The organism is Pseudomonas sp. CFBP 8772 (genome assembly GCF_014841665.1).
Classification (GTDB): Bacteria; Pseudomonadota; Gammaproteobacteria; order Pseudomonadales; family Pseudomonadaceae; genus Aquipseudomonas; species Aquipseudomonas graminis_B.
The window spans coordinates 667,040-686,646 of the sequence record NZ_JACYUI010000003.1; the positions used below are offsets into that span (position 1 = coordinate 667,040).

The window sequence follows — 19,607 nt, forward strand, 5'->3', positions numbered from 1 at the left end:
CCGCGCTTTCCTGCATCATTCACCGTAGAATCCTCCTCTGAAATAAACAGTGACGAGGTTACAGCGGTGGATTTACAGCAGGGCTTCGTCCTGACCCGGCATTGGCGCGACACGGACGCCGGCACCGAGGTGGAATTCTGGCTGGCCACCGATGAGGGCCCGCGCCAGGTGCGCCTGCCGTACCAGACCTCCGTCGCGTTCATTCCGGAGCAGCACCGCGAGCGCGCTGAAGCCGTGTTGCGCAACGAGCGGCATGTCGAGCTCAAGCCGCTGGCGCTGTGTGATTTCCGCCACCGCCCGGTGCTCGGGCTGTACACCCGGCAGCATCGCCAGTTGATGAACCTGGAAGGTGACCTGCGCAAAGCCAGCGTCGACGTCTACGAAGCCGATATCCGCCCGCCCGAGCGTTACCTGATGGAGCGTTTCATCACCGCGCCGGTGCAATTCAGCGGTCGGGCCGACGTCAATGGCCTGCTGCTGGACGCGCAACTCAGGCCTGATCCCGGTTACCGACCGACCCTGAAACTGGTGTCCCTGGACATCGAGACCACCGAGCGCGGCGAGCTGTATTGCATCGGCCTGCATGGCTGCGGCGAGCGTCAGGTGTACATGCTCGGCCCGGCCAACGGCGGTGACGCCCAGGTGAATTTCAAGCTGGAGTACTGCGACACCCGCGTCGCGCTGCTGGAGAAACTCAACGAATGGATGGCCCGCCATGACCCGGACGGGATCATCGGCTGGAACGTGGTGCAGTTCGATCTGCGCGTGCTGCACGAGCACTCGCGGCGCCTGAACGTGCCGCTGCGCCTGGGTCGCGGCGGGGAGGTGATGACCTGGCGCGAACACGGCGCGCGCAACAATCACTTTTTCGCGGCGGCGGCCGGGCGTTTGATCATCGATGGCATCGAGGCGCTGCGTTCGGCGACCTGGAGCTTTCCCTCGTTCAGTCTGGAAAACGTGTCGCAAACGCTGCTCGGCGAAGGCAAGGCCATCGACAATCCGTATCAGCGCATGGACGAGATCAACCGCATGTTCGCCGAGGACAAGCCGGCGCTGGCGCGTTACAACCTCAAGGACTGCGAGCTGGTCACGCAGATTTTCGCCAAGACCGAGCTGCTGACGTTCCTCCTCGAACGCGCCACGGTGACCGGCCTGCCGGTGGACCGAAGTGGCGGTTCGGTGGCCGCGTTCGAGCATTTGTACATCCCGCTGATGCACCGCCAGGGCTTCGTCGCGCCGAACCTCGGCGAGCGCATGCCGGAAGCCAGCCCCGGCGGTTTTGTCATGGATTCCCGCCCCGGGCTGTACGAATCGGTGTTGGTCCTTGATTACAAAAGCCTGTATCCGTCGATCATCCGCACCTTTCTGATTGACCCCGTTGGCTTGATCGAGGGCCTCAAGCATCCCGATGACAGTGCGTCGGTGGAAGGCTTTCGTGGCGCGCGTTTTTCCCGGACGCGGCACTGTCTGCCAGCCATCGTCTCGCGAGTGGCCGAAGGGCGCGAAGTCGCTAAACGCGAGCGTAATGCGCCGCTGTCCCAGGCGCTGAAAATCATCATGAACGCCTTCTATGGCGTGCTGGGTTCCAGCGGCTGCCGTTTTTTCGACACGCGGCTGGCCTCGTCGATCACCCTGCGCGGGCACGAGATCATGCACCAGACCCGGCTGCTGATCGAAGCCCAGGGTTATGAAGTGATTTACGGCGACACCGACTCGACGTTTGTCTGGCTGAAAAAAGCCCACGCGCAGGACGATGCCGCGCAGATCGGCACCGCGCTGGTCCAGCAGGTCAACGTCTGGTGGCGTGCTCATGTGAAAGAGGCATACGGGCTGGAGAGTGCGCTCGAGCTGCAATTCGAAACCCACTTCAAGCGCTTCCTCATGCCGACGATTCGCGGTGCGGAGGAGGGCAGCAAGAAGCGTTATGCGGGTTTGGTGACCCGCGCCAATGGCGAAGACGAAATGGTCTACAAGGGCCTGGAGGTGGTGCGCACCGACTGGTCGCCGCTGGCCCGGACCTTTCAGCAGGAACTGTATCTGCGGATTTTCCAGCGTCAGCCATTTCAGGAATACATTCGGGAGTACGTGGGCCGAACCCTGGCCGGGGAACTCGACGGCCAGTTGATCTACCGCAAGCGCCTGCGCCGGGCCCTCGACGATTACGAACGCAACGTGCCGCCCCATGTGCGCGCCGCGCGGCTGGCCGATGAGTACAACCGCCAGCAGGGTCGGCCGTTGCAGTACCAGAATGGCGGCTGGATCAGCTACGTGATCACGGTGGCCGGCCCCGAGCCGCTGGAAGCGCGGACGGCCGCCATCGATTACGACCACTACATCAGCAAACAGCTGCAGCCGATCGCCGACGCGATCCTGCCGTTCGTGATCTCACGGACCATCGATCTGAGCTCCCAGGATCAGTTCAGCTTCGACTTCTGAACCCTTTTTTTCTGACCCGTCTTCTCAAACCAGCGGATTGATCCGCAGCGCCTCCAGCACCACGCGAAACGCTGCCGTGTGCTGGCGCCGGCTGGGGTAGTACAGGTGATAGCCCTCGAACGGCTCGCACCAATCGGCCAGCACTTCCACCAGTTCGCCCTGCTCGATATGCCCGGCCACCAGCCCCTCGGGGAGCTGCGCCAGACCGACGCCATCCAGGCACCCCTGCAGAATCTGAAACACACTGTTCATGATCAACGGGCCGTCGACGCGCACGCGGGTCTCGCGGCCGTTTTTGGCGTACTCCCATTGATACAGCGCGCCATGGGTCGGCAATCGCAGGTTGATGCAGCGATGGCCGGGCAGGTCTTCCGGCACCCGGGGCGTGGAATGCCGCGCCAGGTAATCGGGGGACGCCACGGTCATTAGCCGCAACGGCGGGGCAATCGGCGCGGCGATCATGTCCGCTGCGAGGGTGTCACCCAGGCGCACGCCGGCGTCGATGCGCTGGGCGACGATGTCGGTCAGGCCGTAGTCGGTGACCAGCTCGATGGTCATGTCAGGGTATTGATCGAGCAACGGTCTGAGTCGCGGCCAGAGCACGTAACGCGCGGCGAACTCGTCCGCCGTGATGCGCACCGTGCCGGAAGGCCGGGCGCTATGCTCGATGGCGGCGTTGACCTGTTCCGCGATGCCGTCAAGCAGTGGCGCCAGGCCCTTGAACAACTGCTCGCCGGCCTCGGTGCGGGTCACACTCCGTGTGGTGCGGGTGAGCAGGCGAACGCCTAGACGCTCCTCAAGCAGGCGTATGGTCTGGCCGACGGCGGAGGGTGAGATGCCCAGCGCGGCAGCGGCACGGGTGAAATTCCCTTCGCGGCCGACCGCAAGGAACACCGCCAGGTCATCGAGTTTGTAATCCGCCATTGCGAAGCATTCCTTCATTTTGATCAAAGCATTCTACGGATACTGTCGGGAATAAGCCCTTGTTACGCTGCCTGCACATTTTCTGGAGATCATTATGAATGCCACCGTGAGCGCCACTGATACCGCTAATGAAGACATGCAGATCCACCGCGCCGGCTCGGCCAAGGCCATCAAGGGGCCGGCAGACTGGTTCACCGGCGACGTAAGAATCGACCGGATTTTCAACGCCCCGGCACCGGCGCGGGTCGGCCTGGCTGTCGTCAATTTCCAGCCCGGCGCGCGCACTAACTGGCACACCCACCCGCTGGGGCAGATACTGCTGGTCACCGATGGCGTCGGCTGGACCCAATGCGAAGGCGGGCCGAAAACCGAAATCCGTCCGGGCGACCTGATCTGGTGCAATTGCGGCCGTCGTCACTGGCACGGCGCGACCGACACCACCGCCATGCAACACGTCGCGGTCAACGAAGCGCTGGACGGCAAGCCGGTTGACTGGCTGGAGCCGGTGACCGAGCAGACCTACCTGGCCGGGCCGGTAAAAAAAGACTAAGGGGCTGGCGAGGGTTGGTCTTCACCCCGCCGCAGCCTGGCTGCGCATCCGCGCGATGTCCTTTTTCGGCGGTGCGCCAAACAGCCGACCGTACTCGCGACTGAACTGCGACGGGCTTTCGTAACCGACCTTGAACGCGGCGCTGGCGGCGTCCTGGTGTTCGTTGAGCATCAGCCGTCGCGCCTCGTTCAGGCGCAGCCATTTCTGGTACTGCAGCGGGCTCATGGACGTGAGGTTGCGAAAGTGCAGGTGGAAGTTCGGCGCGCTCATCTGCACCCGCGCGGCCAGCTCTTCGACGCGCAAGGACGTCGTGTAATTGAGCTTCAGCCAGTCGATGGCCCTGGCAATGCGGTAACCCTGACTGTCGACCGAAGCAATATGCCTCAGCAGCGGCGCCCGATCGCCCTGGAGCAGCCGGAAGTGAATCTCGCGCTGCAACAGGGGCCAGAGCACCGGAATGGCGTCGGGCTCCTGCAACAGATTGACCAGTCGGGCGAGGGGATCGAGCAGCGCTGCGGTCAGGCTGGCAATGCCCGCGCTTTTGCGCACGGTGCGCTCCTTCGGTGCCGGGATGTCCCCTTGGGCGATCAGCTCGGTCAAGGTGCGCAGGTCCAGCTTGAAGACCAGTCCCAGACAGGGCACGTCCGCGCTGGCGAGGGTCACGGCGGAGTTGGCCGGTACGTCCAGCGAGGTGATCAGAAAGCGCGTCGTGTCGTAGGGATAGACATCGCTGCCGATGACCATTTCCTTGGCGCCCTGAACCACCAGCACGATGCTCGGGGCCAGGATGCAGGTGACCGGCGGCGAGGGTGCTTCGCGGCGAAACAGGCCGAGGCCGGTGATGACGGTGGGGAAATCACCGGAGGCCGGCGTCAGGCTGCCGATGATGCGCGTCAGCGATTGCAACTGGGCTCGGGTGTCGCTGCCTGTTGCCTGCATTGAAATCGCGGTGTCGCCCATGTTTTTCCCCCACCTGGTTTTGCCGCGGCGTTGCCGTGGTTTTGCTGTCCTGCCGAGCCGGAACTGTACGGGCCCGGTAAAACAGCCGTCCAGCCTCACCCCTGCGGATTGATCGGATCGGGCAAGAAAGCCACCGGATCGCTCTACTGCCTGCCCGGGCTGCCCCATGAATATGTGCATCGCACACTTCATTCGCGCCGCGCTCTTGCGCCGGAGACATTCATGAAACAGCTGATGATGGGGCTGGCCTTGCTGGCCAGCTCATTCGCAACAATGGGAGCCGATATGTCCAGCGGAGCTGACAATTTCTACACCAGTGAACAGGTCACCCGGCAGAAGGTGACGTTCAACAATCAATACCAGATGAAGACAGTGGGCAACCTGTTCGTGCCCAAGGACATGATCAGCGGCCGCAAGTACCCGGCGATCATCGTCGGTCACCCCATGGGCGCCGTGAAAGAACAGAGCTCGAACCTGTACGCGCAGAAACTCGCCGAGCAGGGGTTCATTACGCTGGCGATCGATCTGTCCTTCTGGGGCGAAAGTGAAGGCCGGCCGCGTAATCTGGTGTCCCCTGAGATCTACGCCGAAGACTTCAGTGCCGCCGTTGATTACCTCGGCAGCCAGGGTTTCGTCGACCGCGACCGCATCGGCGTGCTGGGCATCTGCGGCAGCGGCAGTTTCGCCATCAGCGCCGCGAAGATCGATCCGCGCATGAAGGCCGTCGCCACGGTGAGCATGTATGACATGGGCGGCGTCAATCGCAACGGCCTGCATCATTCGGTCAGTGTCGAGCAACGCAAAGAAACCATCGCGGCCGCCGCTGCACAACGCGACGTCGAATTCGCCGGCGGCAAAACCCAGTACACCAGCGGCACCGTGGACACACTCACCGAGCAGTCCAACCCGATCGAACGTGAGTTTTACGACTTCTACCGGACCCCACGGGGCGAGTTCACCCCCAAGGGCCAGTCGCCTGAATTGACCACGCACCCCACGCTGAGCAGCAACGTGAAGTTCATGAACTTCTATCCTTTCGCTGACATCGAGACGATTTCACCGCGGCCGATGCTGTTCATCGCTGGCGAGAATGCCCATTCCCGTGAGTTCAGCGAGGAGGCGTATCGCCTGGCCGGTCAGCCCAAGGAGTTGGTGATCATTCCGGGTGCCGGGCACGTGGACCTGTATGACCGGGTGAATCTGATCCCTTTCGACAGGCTGACGGCGTTCTTTCAGACCCACCTGAAGTAACCCCCAGGCTGTTTCAAGCCGCTTGATCCGGCGCGGTGTCGACGGATCGAAGGGGTAGATCAGGGGTTTACGTGGCGTGACGCACATTGGCGTCACGCCACAGCCTCATTCCTTCACATCCATGAAATCCTTGGCCCAGGCCACGTAATTTTCCGGGAAGGTGTAGGTGTGGGTCAGTTCGGTGGCGCTGTGGTTCGAGGTGCTGTGGGTGACCTGACGCTGGGCACGGAGGCTGTCGTAGGTGGCCTTGATCGCGGCAAAGTACGCCGCGTGACCGGCGACCACCACCCGCACCCCCAGATCAGCCAGGCGCTGCCGGTCATTCAGCTCGGGATTGCCGTAGGTCACCAGCATCAGCGGGACGGTGAGCTTTTCCGAAATCTGCTCCAGGTGCTCGAAGTCCTTGATGCCAACAATGCAGATGCCGTCGGCACCGGCCTTTTCGTAGGCCAGGGTGCGTTCGATGATGTCCTGGACCGGCAAGACCCCGGCGTTGGTCCGGGCGACGATCGTCAGTTCCGGGTCGACCCGGGCTTCAAGAGCGGCCTTGACCTTGCCGATGCCTTCTTCGATCGAGACCAGGTCGGTGGATTTACGGCCGAATTGCGCGGGCAGCAAGGTGTCTTCGATGGTCAGCGCCGCCACACCGGCGCGCTCCAGTTCTTCCACGGTGCGCATGACGTTCAGGGCGTTGCCGTAGCCGTGGTCGGCGTCGGCAATGAACGGCAGTTGCGCGACACGACCGATCCGGGTGGCCTGCTCGACGAACTCGCTCAGGGTAATCAGTGCAAAATCCGGCGCTGCCAACACCTGCAGCGACGCCACCGATCCGCCCAGAATACCGACCTCAAACCCCAGATCCGCCGCAATGCGCGCCGACATGGGATCGAACACTGAAGCCGTCTCGACGCAGTGCTGCGAAGCCAGCTGCTCACGGAATTTGCGACGCAAAGCGGAGTGGGAAATTCTGGACATAAGGCTTCCTGATTCAGGCCGTCATCGAAATGCCAGCAATGCTACCGCAAATTCAGGCTGAAACGTCTCACCTCGATGAGCGACGTGCATTGAATTGCCATTGCACCCCGACGGGACTGACCTCCACCGCGCCCAGTAGGACCGGCTTCAGCCGGGAAGGCGCCAGACCTCATACCGCAGAATCGAGGGTGATCACCCCGGCATCTTCCCGGCTGAAGCCGGTCCTACTGAAACACCGCGCAGTAGGACTGGCTTCAGCCGGGAAGGCGCCAGGCCTCACACCACACGACCTCAACTCCAAATAACAAAGCAAGCGCTTGCGTGAATCGATTCAGCTGTTCTAGGATTCAGCTGTTCCGAAATATTTCAAAGCAATTCCCGAGTGTCACCCGCAAAGAGGTGGCCCAGGCATAAAAACAAGAAACCTCGGAGATTCACATGATCAGCTCGTCTGCTCGATTGCCGCGTGTGCTGTCCGCGCTCGTCATTGCTGCTTCATCGGCCGCCCGGCCATGAGCGCCGTCCCCGCTATGTCTCCCCAGCCCGTGCTGGAAATGACCGCCATTTCCAAGACCTTCAACGGCCTGCGTGTGCTGAAAAATGTCGCCCTCAAGGTGTACGCCGGTGAAGTTCATGCCCTGATGGGCGAGAACGGCGCGGGCAAGTCGACGCTGATGAAGATCCTGTCCGGCGCTTACCAGGCCGACGCCGGTGGCGAGATCCGCATCGACGGCCAGGCCCTGAGCGCGTTCGACCCCTTGTCTGCCAAAGCGCGTGGCATCGCCGTGATCTATCAGGAGCTGAGTCTCTGCCCCAACCTCAGCGTCGCCGAGAACATTTACCTTGGCCGCGAATTGCGCCGTGGCTGGAGCATCGATCGCAAAGCGATGGAGGCCGGTTGCGTCGACGTCCTGGTGCGACTGGGCGCCGATTTCAAACCCTCCACCAAGGTCAGCGTGCTGTCCATTGCCGAGCGGCAACTGGTGGAGATTGCCCGGGCGCTGCACGCCAACGCGAAAATCCTGGTGATGGACGAGCCGACCACGCCGCTGTCGTCCCGGGAGACCGACCGCCTGTTTGCGCTGATCAAGCAGCTGCGTGACCAGGGCCTGGCGATCATTTACATCAGCCATCGCATGGCCGAAATCTACGAGCTGTCCGACCGGGTCTCAGTGCTGCGCGACGGCGAGTACGTCGGCATGCTGGAGCGCGACGCGCTGTCGGCCGAGGCGCTGGTGAAGATGATGGTCGGCCGCGACCTCTCCGGTTTCTACAAGAAAGAACATGCCGCCTACGACCCCGGCGCGGTGGTGATGCGCGTGCGCGACATGGCCGACGGCAAGCGCGTCAAACCGTGCAGCTTCGATCTCCATGCGGGCGAAGTGCTGGGCATCGCCGGGCTGGTCGGGGCAGGGCGCACGGAACTGGCGCGACTGATTTTCGCTGCCGATCCGCGCACCTCCGGCAGCCTTGAAGTGGCCGGCAAGGCGATCACCGATCTGCGCAACCCCACCGACGCCATCCGTGCGGGGGTGGTTTACCTGACTGAAGATCGCAAGGCCCAGGGCCTGTTTCTGGACATGAGCGTGCGCGACAACATCAACGTCTGCGCCTGCGTGCCCGACGCCCATGCCGGTGGCGTGCTGGATCGCGGCCGTGGCGCACAGCGGGCAATCGAGGCGATCCGTTCGCTGTCGATCCGCGTGGCGTCGGGCAAGGTCAATGTCGGCGCGCTGTCCGGCGGCAATCAGCAGAAAGTGCTGCTGGCGCGGCTGCTGGAGGTCAAGCCCCACGTGCTGATTCTCGATGAGCCCACCCGCGGCGTGGACATCGGCTCGAAGTCCGAGATCTACCGGATCATCAACGAGCTGGCCAAGGCCGGCGTCGGCATTGTGGTGATCTCCAGCGAGCTGCCGGAAATCATCGGCACCTGCGACCGCGTGCTGATCATGCGCGAAGGCGAGCTGGTGGCCGAAGTCGGCGGGGCGTCGGGGCAAGAGATCTCCCAGGAGCGGATCATCGATCTGGCGACGGGGAGCGAGAACGCCGCAGCCGCCGCGGCCCACGGCGCCCGCGATACTTTCGACCACCCCATTCAACAACAATAAAAAGGAACCCAGGCCATGAGTCTGCCCCTGGAAAACTCACCCACCGTTGCCGCCATCAGCAAGCGTGAACGGGTCCGCGAACTGATGCGCACCGTCGGCATGCTGCCGGTGCTGATCCTGTTGCTGATCGGCTTTTCGCTGATGACCGACACCTTCATGAGCTGGCAGAACCTGTCGATTATCACCCAGCAGGCTTCGGTCAACGTGGTGTTGGCGGCGGGCATGACCTTCGTCATTCTGACCGCCGGCATCGACCTGTCCGTGGGGGCGATTCTCGCGGCCTCTGCAGTGGTCGCCCTGCAAGCGTCGATGTCACCGCAGTTCGGCATGCTCGGCATCGCCGCCGGTGTCGGCTTCGGCCTGCTGCTGGGGCTGGTCAACGGTGGACTGATCGCGTTCATGCGCCTGCCGCCGTTCATCGTCACCCTCGGCGCACTCACCGCCATGCGCGGCCTGGCGCGTCTGCTGGCCGACGACAAAACCGTGTTCAACCCCGACCTGCCGTTCGCCTTCATCGGCAACGACTCGGTGCTCGGCGTGCCGTGGCTGGTGATCATCGCCGTCGCAGTCATCGCGGCGTCGTGGTTCATCCTGCGCCGCACGGTGATGGGCGTGCAGATCTACTCGGTGGGCGGCAATCCCGAAGCGGCGCGCCTGTCCGGGATCAAGGTGTGGAAGGTGTTGCTGTTCGTCTACGCGGTCTCCGGCGCGCTGGCCGGGCTCGGCGCGGTAATGAGCGCTTCCCGCCTGTTCGCTGCCAACGGCCTGCAGTTGGGCCAGTCCTACGAGCTCGACGCCATCGCGGCGGTGATCCTCGGCGGCACCAGTTTCACCGGCGGCGTCGGCACCATCGGCGGCACCCTGATTGGCGCGCTGATCATCGCCGTGTTGACCAACGGTCTGGTGCTGCTGGGCGTTTCCGATATCTGGCAATACATCATCAAAGGCATCGTCATCATCGGGGCGGTGGCCCTGGACCGCTATCGCCAATCCGGTGCGCGGACCTGATCCAACCTTGTATGGCTGCACGCGTTTCAACGAAGACTCCGACAATAATCACAAGAGAGAACCCATGAACGTCAAACGCAAATTCCCCGCTGTCGTGTCCCTGTGCCTGGCCGCGTTGCTGTCCCAGGGCGTTGAAGCCCGCGAGCTGAAATCCGTCGGCATCACCCTCGGTTCCCTGGGCAACCCGTATTTCGTCACCCTGGCCGACGGCGCCAGGGCCAAGGCCATGGAGCTCAACCCCGCTGTCAAAGTGACCTCCGTCTCCGCCGATTACGACCTGAGCAAGCAGTTCTCGCAGATCGACAACTTTATTGCCTCGGGCGTCGACCTGATCCTGATCAACGCGGTGGACCCGAAGGCCATTGCCTCGGCCGTCAAAAAGGCCCAGGCCGCCGGCATCAAGGTCGTGGCCGTCGACGTCAGCGCTGCCGGCGTCGATGCCACCGTGCAGACCGACAACGTCGAAGCGGGCAAGCTGGCCTGCCAGTTCATCGTCGACAAGCTGTCGGGCAAGGGTAACGTGATCATCCAGAACGGCCCGCAGGTGACCGCCGTCACCGATCGCGTCACCGGTTGCAAATCGGCCTTCGCCGCCGCGCCGGACATCAAGATTCTCTCCGACGATCAGGACGCCAAAGGCTCCCGCGAAGGTGGCCTTAACGCGATGCAGGGTTACCTGACGCGCTTCCCGAAAATCGACGGCCTGTTCGCGATCAACGACCCCCAGGCGATCGGCAGTGACCTGGCCGCCAAGCAACTGAAACGCAGCGGCATCGTCATCACCTCGGTGGACGGCGCGCCAGACATCGAGCAGGCCCTCAAGGCCGACACCTCGATTCAGGCCTCGGCCAGTCAGGACCCTTGGGCCATGGCGCAGCAAGCGGTGGTCATTGGTAACGATCTGCTCAACGACAAAAAGCCGGCTGAAGCGGTCACCCAACTCACGCCGAAACTGATCACTCGCGACAACGTCGGTTCCTACAGCGGCTGGTCCAGCAAGCACTGAGACGCAGGCCTGAAGGAGTCGTTGCCGTGATCAAAATGGAAGACGTGGCGAAGCGGGCGCGGGTGTCGACGTCGACCGTTTCACACGTGCTCAACGGCACGCGCAAGGTCAGCGCCAAGACGGTGGAAGCGGTGCAGCGGGCGGTTCAGGAGTTGGGCTACGTCCCCAACACCCTGGCGCGCTCGCTGGCCCGTTCGCGCACCAACACCATTGGCGTAGCGATCTCGGCGTTGTCAAATCACTATTTCAGCGAGACCGTGCACGCCATTGAAACCGAATGCGCGCGCCACGGCATCATGATGCTGTTCGTCGACACCCACGACGATCCCGCCCAGGAACTGCGCGTGGTTCAGGCGCTGCACCATCGTCGCGTCGACGGCATTCTGCTCGCGCCGTCCAGCGACCCGCAGCAGGCCGCGTTGGCCTACCTGCGCAGCAACGCGATTCCCAGCGTGCTGGTGGACCGGCTGGCGGTCGAGGGTTTCGATCAGGTCGGCGTCGAGAATCGCCAAGCCACCTGCGAGCTGGTCGCTCATCTGATCGGCCACGGTCACCGGCGCATCGGCATGATTGCCGGGCATCGCGGCCTGAGCACGACGGAGGAGCGGATCGAGGGCTACCGGCAGGCGCTGTTGGACGCTGACGTACCGTGGGATCCGCAGTTGCTGATCGACGGCGAGTCGAACAGCGAATCCGCACGGGTCGCCACTGCTCAGTTGTTGCGCTTGAACCCGCCGCCCACGGCGATTCTGGCGGCGAATAACCTGATGACCATTGGCGCGATGCACGCCTTGCGTGACGCCCACATCGACGTGCCCGAGCAAATGGCGCTGGTGGGTTTTGATGATTTCGACTGGGCGGATTTTTTCCTGCCGCGCTTGAGCGTGATTGCTCAGCCGGTGCAGGCCCTGGGCGCGCGGGCGGTGCAGTTGCTGTTGCAGCGCATTGATAAGCCCGAGGGCAAACGAGTGTCGGAGCGACTGGCGCCGACCTTACGGATTCGTAACTCGTGCGGGTGCCCTTGAGCGTCCGCTGCCAGTCACCGGATTTTCAGGCACTGAACTCTTAAGCACCGAACGCTCAAGCACCAACTTTCAGGAACCGAATTTTCATGAATCACCTTGTTTCCCTGGGCCTTGACCTCGGCACGTCCGAGCTCAAGGCCGTGCTGCTGGACGGCGAAGGCGTGGTGCTGGCCCAGGCCGGTGCGCGGGTGGAAGTCAGCCGCCGGCAGTCGGGCTGGTCGGAGCAGAACCCCGCCGATTGGTGGCAGGCCTGCCTGTCAGCGCTCGGGCAGTTGCGGGCAAGCGATCCCCAGGCATGGGCGCGGGTCGGCTGCATCGGCTTGTCGGGGCAGATGCACGGTGCCGTTCTGTTGGGTGCGGCGGAGCAGGTGCTGTACCCGGCGATTCTTTGGGACGACTCCCGCGCTGTGCTTCAGGCATCGCAGCTGAACAACGATTTTCCGGAGTACGCCGGCGTCACCGGCAGCCTGGCCATGGCCGGGCTCACCGCGCCGAAGCTTCTGTGGATGCAGCAGCACGAACCGCAGGTGTTTGCGCGTATCGCCAGCGTGCTGTCACCGAAGGATTACCTGCGCTTGCTGCTGACCGGCGAGCAGGTGAGCGACATGTCTGACGCCGCTGGCACGTTGTGGCTGGATGTGGCCAAGCGCGAGTGGTACGCGCCGATGCTTCACGCCACCGGGCTGACGATCGAGCAGATGCCCCGGTTGCTGGAGGCCGATCAACCGTCGGCCGGGCTGAGTGCCGAGGCGGCGGATGCCCTGGGGCTGCCGCTGGGTCTGCCCGTGGCCGCAGGCGGGGGTGACAACCCGGTTTCGGCGGTGGGCATCGGCGCGATCAACGCCGGTGATGCGTTCGTTACCCTCGGCACCAGTGCGGCCATCGTCGCGATCACCGACCATCCGGCGGGCAATCCGGGCAGCGCCGTGCACAGCTTCTGCCACGCGCTGCCGCAGCGGTGGTACACCATGGGCGCGATGCTGGCCGGGGCGAGTTGCCTGCGCTGGGTCACTCGGTTGCTGGGTCAGCCCAGTGAGCAGGCGTTGCTCGATCAGGTTCACGCTGAGTTGCCGGTCGATCAGCCGGTGGCGGTTTCCAGCCCACTGTTTCTGCCCTACCTCGCGGGCGAGCGCACGCCCCACAACGACCCGCTGTTGCGCGGTGGATTCATGAACCTGGCCCATGACTGCACGCCAGCGATGCTGGGTTATGCGGTACTGGAGGGCGTCGGTTTCGGGCTGCTGGACGCGATGAACGCCACGCTGTCCGCCGGCGCGACGGTTAACGCCTGCGCCCTGGTGGGCGGCGGTGCACGCAGCGAATACTGGGCGCAGTTACTCGCCAACATCCTGGATCGCGAGGTGTACACGTTGCACGGCAGCGAACTCAGCGCCTGCATTGGCGCGGCGAAGCTGGGGTTCCTTTCGATCGGGGAGGGGGCCGAGTGGCTGAAGCGGGGGATGGCGGTGAAGGCGCGGTATCAGCCGATGCCGGCGGTGCAGGAAGCTTTGAGCGCGCGTTATGGGAAATTCAAAGGCTTGCTGGGTGCGGCGCAGGGATTACGTGGGTGATGTTCGGAATGTGTGGGAGTGAGCTTGCTCACGAAGACTGCATTTCAGCCGCTGGAGGTTTAGCGGATGTGATACATCTTCGCGAGCAAGCTCGCTCCCACAGGTTTGGTGTTTCCACGCAGAGGGTGGGAACGATCAATCAACATCAAAGGCTTCCCGGCTAAAGCCGGTCCTACCATACAGCCGGTCCCACTGACGGCATGCGGTGCGTAGGACCGGCTTTAGCCGGGAAGAGGGCGGTTAGCGCACTGGGATTTCCGGCTCAGACCTTCATCGTCGGCGGCAACTCCATCAGCTTGTCCAACGTAATCGGCAAATCCCGAATGCGTTTGCCGGTGGCGTGTGAGACCGCATTGGCCACCGCCGCAGCCAGGCCGGTGATGCCGATTTCACCAATACCGCGAGCGCCGAACTCGTTGAGCTCGAAGTCCGGGTAGTCCAGCAAAATCACGTCTATCTCCGGCTGGTCGGCGTGCACCGGCACCACGTATTCGGCGTAGTTGTTGTTCACCGGCATGCCGTTGCGCTCGTCGAAGTCCGTCGCTTCAAACAGTGCCATGCCGACGCCCATGACGATGGCGCCCTCGACCTGGTTAAGCGCGGTTTTCTGATTGATCACCTTGCCCACATCAATCGCACTCACCACCCGCGACACGCGCAGCCGCGAGATGCCCGGGTCCCAGCGCACTTCGACGAAATGCACGCCGAACGAGCGGAACGAATGCTTGCTGGTGTCGTTCATGCCGGTCTTGGCTTCACCGAACGCGCTGGACTGCTTCTGCGCCTTGAGCACGTCGGCGATGGCAAAGGTCTTGTCGCCGCTTTTCAACTGGCCCTGCTCGAAGCTCACCTGGTCGGCCTTGACCCCGGCAAACACGCCCTTGGGCGCAGTCGCGAACGCCTTCAACTGGTCAACGGCCTGGCGGGTGGCCTCGGCAATGGCCGGCAGCACACTGGCGGTCGCCCATGATCCCCCCGACACCGGCGCCGGCGGGAACGACGAATTGCCCAGCTCGACCTCGATCTTGTCCAGCGGGATGCCGGTGATGCTGCTGACCACTTGAGCAACGATGGTGTAGGTGCCGGTGCCGATGTCCTGCACCCCGCAAATGGCCCAGGCCGTGCCGTCGGCGCGCAGCGCAACCTGCGCCTCTGCCGGCGTGCGATAGGCGTCCCAGTTACAGGCGGCCATCCCATACCCGATGATCTCGGTGCCGTCCTTCATCGAACCCGGCGCCGGGTTGCGTTTGCTCCAGCCAAAGCGCTCGGCAGCCTTGTCGATGCATTCCTGCAGATGATTGCTCGACCACGGCAGGTTCTGGCTCTCGTCGCGTTCGGAGACGTTGAGCTTGCGGAATGCCAGCGGGTCCATGCCGATCTTTTCCGCCATCTCGTCCATGGCCGACTCCAGGGCGAACAGCCCCGGCGCAGCACCTGGCGCACGCATGGAGGTCGGCGTGCCGCGATTGACCTCGATGATCTTGTGGGTGACCAGCACGTTCGCGCAGCTGTAGAGGCTCTTGGTCGAGGTGCCGCAGTTTTCCTTGTACGGGTCGGTAAAGGACGTGGTGTTGATGGATTCGTGGCGCACCGACAGCAGCTTGCCCTTGTCGTCGGTTGCCAGGCGCATGCGCTGACGGGTCTCCGGGCGATGGCCGGTGGTGGTGAACATTTGCTGGCGCGGCACGACCAGCTGCACGGGGCGCTTGAGCACCTTGGCGGCGGCGCAGGCGGCGACCGAGTGCGGCCAGATCCACAGCTTGCTGCCGAAACCCGAGCCAATGAACGGCGCACGCACCTCGACCTTCTCCGGGATCAGGCCGAAGATCTTCGCCAGGGAATTGCGGTGGGCGACCACGCCCTGGGTGGCTTCGTAGACGATCAGGCGCCCGTCTTCCCAACTGGCGACCGTGGCGTGCATTTCCATCGGGTTGTGGGTTTCGACGGGGGTCGAGTAGGTGGCGTCGATGCTGTGGGCCGCGCTGTCGAACGCAGCGGCGGCGTCACCCCGGGTGTGGTTCGGGCTGCCGTCCTGCAAGGGGCCGGCTTTCAAGCCTTGTTCGAGGTTGGCGACCGCGTCGGTCTTGCTGTAGCTGACTTTGATCTTGTAGGCCGCGGCCCGCGCGTGCTCGAAGGTATCGGCCACCACCAGGGCGACGAACTGCCCGGCGTAGTGCACGGTGTCGTCCTCGAACGGCAGGCGGCTTTCGTCGGACTTGGCTGCCTTGAGGATCTGCGCAAACGACATCGGCAGCGTCGAGTTGTGATAGAGCGGCGGGAAGTTGCCGTGATGCAGAATCTCCAGCACGCCCGGCGATTTACGCGCCGCGTCCAGTTCCAGGCCGGTGATCTTGCCGCTGGCGACGGTGCTGAATACACCGTAGCCGTAAGCCATATTGTTCAGGTGATGGTCGGACGCGTACATCGCGCTGCCGGTGACCTTACGCTGGCCATCGATGCGGCGGGGTGCCGAGCCAATCATTGCATCAGTCATGGTGAATCCTCCGGTCAGGCGTTCAAGGTGCCGAGATTGCGCACGATGGCCTGTTGCCCCAACGCGATCTTGTAGGCGTTATGGCGATAGGCTTTGGCGCCCTTGAGGGCGATGGCGGCGACTTTCTCGAGGGTCTGCGGCGTCAGGGTCTGGCCCTTCAACGCCTGCTCGGCTTCGATCGAACGCCAGGGTTTGGTGCCGACGCCGCCCAGTGCCACCCGCGCTTCGCGCACGGTCTGGCCGTCCATGACGACAATCACCGCGCTGGACGCCAGGGCGAATTGGTAGGAGGCGCGATCCCGCAGCTTCAGGTACGCGGACTTATTGCCGGCCAGCGGCGCGGCGAGCACCACGTGGGTGATCAACTCATCGTCCAGCAGCGCGTGTTCTTTCCACGGCGTCGAGCCGGGCAGCAGGTGGAAGTCAGCGAAGTCAACGCTGCGCTTGCCTTTCGGACCCTGCACCTCGACCGTCGCACCAATGGCGACCATCGCCACGCACATGTCTGAAGGGTGGCTGGCGATGCACTGGTCGCTGGTGCCGAGCACCGCGTGGACACTGCGATTATGGCCGTCGATGGCGGCGCAGCCCGAACCCGGTTCGCGCTTGTTGCAGGGCGAATAGCCGTCGCGGAAATAGTTGCAGCGCACCCGCTGCATCACGTTGCCAGCCGTGGTGGCCTTGTTGCGCAACTGAGTCGTGGCGCCGGAGAGCAGCGCCTGGGACAGCACGGCGTAGTGCTCGACGATGTGCGAGTGATGGGCCAGTTCGGTATTGCTGACCAGCGCACCGATGCGCACGCTGCCGTCCTTCTGCACCTCGATCTGCTTGAGGGACAGGTGGTTGACGTCGATCACCTGATCGGCCGGCATGATGTCGAGCTTGACCAGGTCAAGGAGCGTCGTGCCACCGGCGAGGAAGAAGGTCGTCGGGCTTTTTGCGTGGGTCGTCACAGCCTGTTCGACGCTGCTGGCGCGTACGTAATCAAAGGCTCTCATCAGCTCACCTCCTGGACTTTAATGCGCGCCGACTGGATCGCCGCGAGGATGTTCTTGTACGCGCCGCAGCGGCAAATGTTGCCGCTCATGGCTTCGCGCACGCTGTGGTCGTCGGTACCGATGTTCTTGTCTTTCATCAACGCCGCGGCGCTCATGATCTGCCCGGAAGTGCAATAGCCGCACTGGTAGGCATCGTGTTCCCAGAAAGCTTCCTGCACCGGGTGCAGCGTGCCGTTTTGCGCCAGGCCTTCGATGGTGGTGATGTCGTCGCCTTCGTGCATGGCTGCGAGGGACAGGCACGAATTGATCGCCACGCCATTCACGTGAACCGTGCAGGCGCCGCACTGGCCGTGGTCGCAGCCCTTCTTGGTGCCGGTGAGTTGCAGGCGATCGCGCAGTACATCCAGCAACGCAGCGTTGGCCGGCAGGTTCAGGGTGTGGGCCTGGCCGTTGACCTTCAGGGTCATGCGCCGCTCGTCGGCTGCCGGAGGGTCGAGGTCATCAGCGACGGCGGCCTGGGCTTCCAGCGCCTGGGTCCAGATCGGCGCCGTCGCGGCAGCAAGGCTGGACACGCCGATGGATTTCAGGAAATTGCGGCGAGAAGGGACAGTGAAGGCCTTGAGGTCACAAGCCAGTTCTTCTTTATTGGGGCGATCAGGCTGATCGGTCATGAAAGGGTTCCTCGTCAGCGTTGGGTCAGACCTGGCGGCCGACGGTGGGCGGACGCGCGGGCAGGGACGGCAGGTGGAGCGGCATGCAGTAGGGCTGGGGCAACGGCAGTTTTCAAAGTGACGGCAGGCGTTAACGATAACCAATGCTCAGGCATGGCATTTCGTTGAATCCGTGCATGCACTTGTGAGCTGTGCTTTCTAATCCGTGGCGTTTGTGTCAGCAACGAGGGCTGGCGCCTTGTCGGACTCAGTTAAAGCAGGCAGTGCTGGCCATGGCTCAAGGGTTGTGACCGAGGCACCGGGGGATGGTTGCGGATATTTCTCGAGTGGAAAAATCACAGGATGTTACAAGTGCCCGGGCCGCGGAATCCGGCCCGGGGACGTTCAGCGTCAGGCGGCCGACGCTTCTTCTTTCAATGTCGCCATGTCGATGACAAAGCGGTACTTCACGTCACCCTTGATCATGCGTTCGTAGGCTTCGTTGATGTCCTTCATGTGGATCATCTCGATGTCGGAGACGATGCCGTGCTTCGCACAGAAGTCCAGCATGTCCTGGGTTTCCTGAATCCCGCCGATGAGCGAGCCGGCGATGCTGCGGCGTTTGAAGATCAGGTTGAACACCCCTGGCGACGGGTGCGGCTGATCCGGCGCGCCCACCAGGGTCATGGTGCCGTCACGCTTGAGCAGGTTCAGGAACGGATCAAGGTTGTGTGGCGCCGCCACGGTGTTGAGGATGAAGTCGAGCTGATTGGTCTGGGTCGCCATTTCATCGGCGTTTTTCGACACGATGACTTCATCGGCGCCCAGGCGCAGGCCGTCTTCGCGCTTGTTCGGCGACGTGGTGAACAGCACCACGTGAGCGCCCATGGCATGGGCGATCTTCACCGCCATGTGACCGAGACCGCCCAGCCCGACGACGCCGACCTTCTTGCCCGGGCCGACTTTCCAGTGGTGCAGCGGCGAGTAAGTGGTGATCCCGGCGCAGAGCAGCGGGGCGACGGCGGCCAGATTGTCGCTGTGGGATATCTTCAGGACGAACTTCTCTTTCACCACGATCTTGTCGGAGTAACCGCCAAAGGTGTTCTCGCCGCCAAACACCGGGCCGTTGTAAGTGCCGGTGAAGCCGTTCTCGCAGTATTGCTCTTCGCCTTCCGCGCAGGACGCGCAGTGCTGGCAGCTGTCGACCATGCAGCCGACGCCGGCAAGGTCGCCGACCTTGAAGTGGGTGACGTTGGCGCCGACGGCCGTGACCTTGCCGACAATTTCGTGGCCCGGCACCGACGGATACAAGGTGTTGTTCCATTCGTTGCGTGCGGTGTGCAGGTCCGAGTGGCAGACGCCACAGAACAGGATGTCGATCTGCACATCGTCGGCCCCCGGCTCGCGGCGCTCGATCTGCAGCGGGGCCAGTTTGTCAGTGGGTTTTTGCGCGGCGTAGCTGTAAGTCTTTATCATTGGGTGATCATCTCCAGTGAGGCAAAAAGACGGGTGACAGTATTCAGTGACAGGCGAGGGCGCTCAAAGGTCAATGCCGAAACATGAAACCGTCGCCGCCGGGCTGTTTGGCGAGCTGTGTGAAGCGCACTGAGTCAACAGGGTGCCGGGTCAAATCTTTCAATTTGCAGGGCGC

15 protein-coding genes are annotated in these 19,607 nt (G+C 63.2%); 8 read left to right on the plus strand and 7 right to left on the minus strand.

Translation table 11 applies throughout. The features are described 5' to 3' along the window. Positions 1–66: 66 nt before the first annotated feature. Positions 67–2,436, plus strand: a complete 2,370-nt coding sequence (locus IFT99_RS09780; RefSeq protein WP_192131919.1) for a DNA polymerase II — start codon at positions 67–69, stop codon at positions 2,434–2,436. A gap of 24 nt (positions 2,437–2,460) precedes the next feature. Here the strand turns inward: IFT99_RS09780 and IFT99_RS09785 are convergent, their stop codons facing one another. Beyond that, positions 2,461–3,360, minus strand: coding sequence for a LysR family transcriptional regulator (locus tag IFT99_RS09785; RefSeq protein WP_192131921.1), 900 nt, complete (start codon positions 3,358–3,360; stop codon positions 2,461–2,463). A 94-nt stretch (positions 3,361–3,454) separates the two neighbouring features. Between IFT99_RS09785 and IFT99_RS09790 the strand changes: the two genes are divergently transcribed. Beyond that, the gene (locus IFT99_RS09790; protein WP_244656938.1) at positions 3,455–3,910 is read left to right on the plus strand and encodes a (R)-mandelonitrile lyase; all 456 of its coding nucleotides are present in this window, start codon (positions 3,455–3,457) and stop codon (positions 3,908–3,910) included. A gap of 21 nt (positions 3,911–3,931) precedes the next feature. Here the strand turns inward: IFT99_RS09790 and IFT99_RS09795 are convergent, their stop codons facing one another. Further along, positions 3,932–4,870 (minus strand): AraC family transcriptional regulator, encoded by a 939-nt coding sequence (locus IFT99_RS09795; protein WP_244656939.1) that lies wholly within the window; start codon positions 4,868–4,870, stop codon positions 3,932–3,934. A gap of 222 nt (positions 4,871–5,092) precedes the next feature. On the opposite strand from IFT99_RS09795, the gene IFT99_RS09800 reads away from it, so the two are divergent. Continuing rightward, positions 5,093–6,121, plus strand: a complete 1,029-nt coding sequence (locus IFT99_RS09800; RefSeq protein ID WP_192131923.1) for an alpha/beta hydrolase — start codon at positions 5,093–5,095, stop codon at positions 6,119–6,121. 105 nt (positions 6,122–6,226) lie between these two features. Here the strand turns inward: IFT99_RS09800 and IFT99_RS09805 are convergent, their stop codons facing one another. Further along, entirely contained in the window at positions 6,227–7,096 is an 870-nt protein-coding gene (locus IFT99_RS09805) for an isocitrate lyase/PEP mutase family protein (protein WP_065986037.1), read from the minus strand. 530 nt (positions 7,097–7,626) lie between these two features. On the opposite strand from IFT99_RS09805, the gene IFT99_RS09810 reads away from it, so the two are divergent. The 5 genes from IFT99_RS09810 (at position 7,627) to xylB (ending at position 13,814) form a co-directional block, all read left to right on the plus strand. Then, the gene (locus tag IFT99_RS09810) at positions 7,627–9,204 is read left to right on the plus strand and encodes a sugar ABC transporter ATP-binding protein (protein WP_192131925.1); all 1,578 of its coding nucleotides are present in this window, start codon (positions 7,627–7,629) and stop codon (positions 9,202–9,204) included. 15 nt (positions 9,205–9,219) lie between these two features. Then, the gene (locus IFT99_RS09815; protein WP_065987077.1) at positions 9,220–10,212 is read left to right on the plus strand and encodes an ABC transporter permease subunit; all 993 of its coding nucleotides are present in this window, start codon (positions 9,220–9,222) and stop codon (positions 10,210–10,212) included. 64 nt (positions 10,213–10,276) lie between these two features. After that, positions 10,277–11,218 carry an ABC transporter substrate-binding protein gene (locus IFT99_RS09820; RefSeq protein ID WP_192131927.1) on the plus strand — a complete coding sequence of 314 codons (942 nt, stop codon included), beginning with the start codon at positions 10,277–10,279 and terminating at the stop codon, positions 11,216–11,218. Between the two features lie 26 nt (positions 11,219–11,244). Next, the gene (locus tag IFT99_RS09825) at positions 11,245–12,243 is read left to right on the plus strand and encodes a substrate-binding domain-containing protein (RefSeq protein WP_192131929.1); all 999 of its coding nucleotides are present in this window, start codon (positions 11,245–11,247) and stop codon (positions 12,241–12,243) included. 86 nt (positions 12,244–12,329) lie between these two features. Continuing rightward, entirely contained in the window at positions 12,330–13,814 is a 1,485-nt protein-coding gene (gene xylB, locus IFT99_RS09830) for a xylulokinase (RefSeq protein ID WP_192131931.1), read from the plus strand. Between the two features lie 262 nt (positions 13,815–14,076). Here the strand turns inward: xylB and IFT99_RS09835 are convergent, their stop codons facing one another. The 4 genes from IFT99_RS09835 to IFT99_RS09850 form a co-directional block, all read right to left on the minus strand. Continuing rightward, complete coding sequence (locus IFT99_RS09835) at positions 14,077–16,308, minus strand: xanthine dehydrogenase family protein molybdopterin-binding subunit (RefSeq protein ID WP_192131933.1); 2,232 nt, start codon at positions 16,306–16,308, stop codon at positions 14,077–14,079. A gap of 14 nt (positions 16,309–16,322) precedes the next feature. Beyond that, positions 16,323–17,306: an FAD binding domain-containing protein gene (locus IFT99_RS09840; RefSeq protein ID WP_192131935.1), complete on the minus strand. Its 984-nt coding sequence runs from the start codon at positions 17,304–17,306 to the stop codon at positions 16,323–16,325. After that, entirely contained in the window at positions 17,306–17,977 is a 672-nt protein-coding gene (locus IFT99_RS09845) for a (2Fe-2S)-binding protein (RefSeq protein WP_192131937.1), read from the minus strand. Before IFT99_RS09845 ends, IFT99_RS09840 begins: the two co-directional genes overlap by 1 nt. A gap of 390 nt (positions 17,978–18,367) precedes the next feature. Further along, positions 18,368–19,432, minus strand: coding sequence for an NAD(P)-dependent alcohol dehydrogenase (locus tag IFT99_RS09850; protein ID WP_133771504.1), 1,065 nt, complete (start codon positions 19,430–19,432; stop codon positions 18,368–18,370). Positions 19,433–19,607 lie beyond the last annotated feature (175 nt).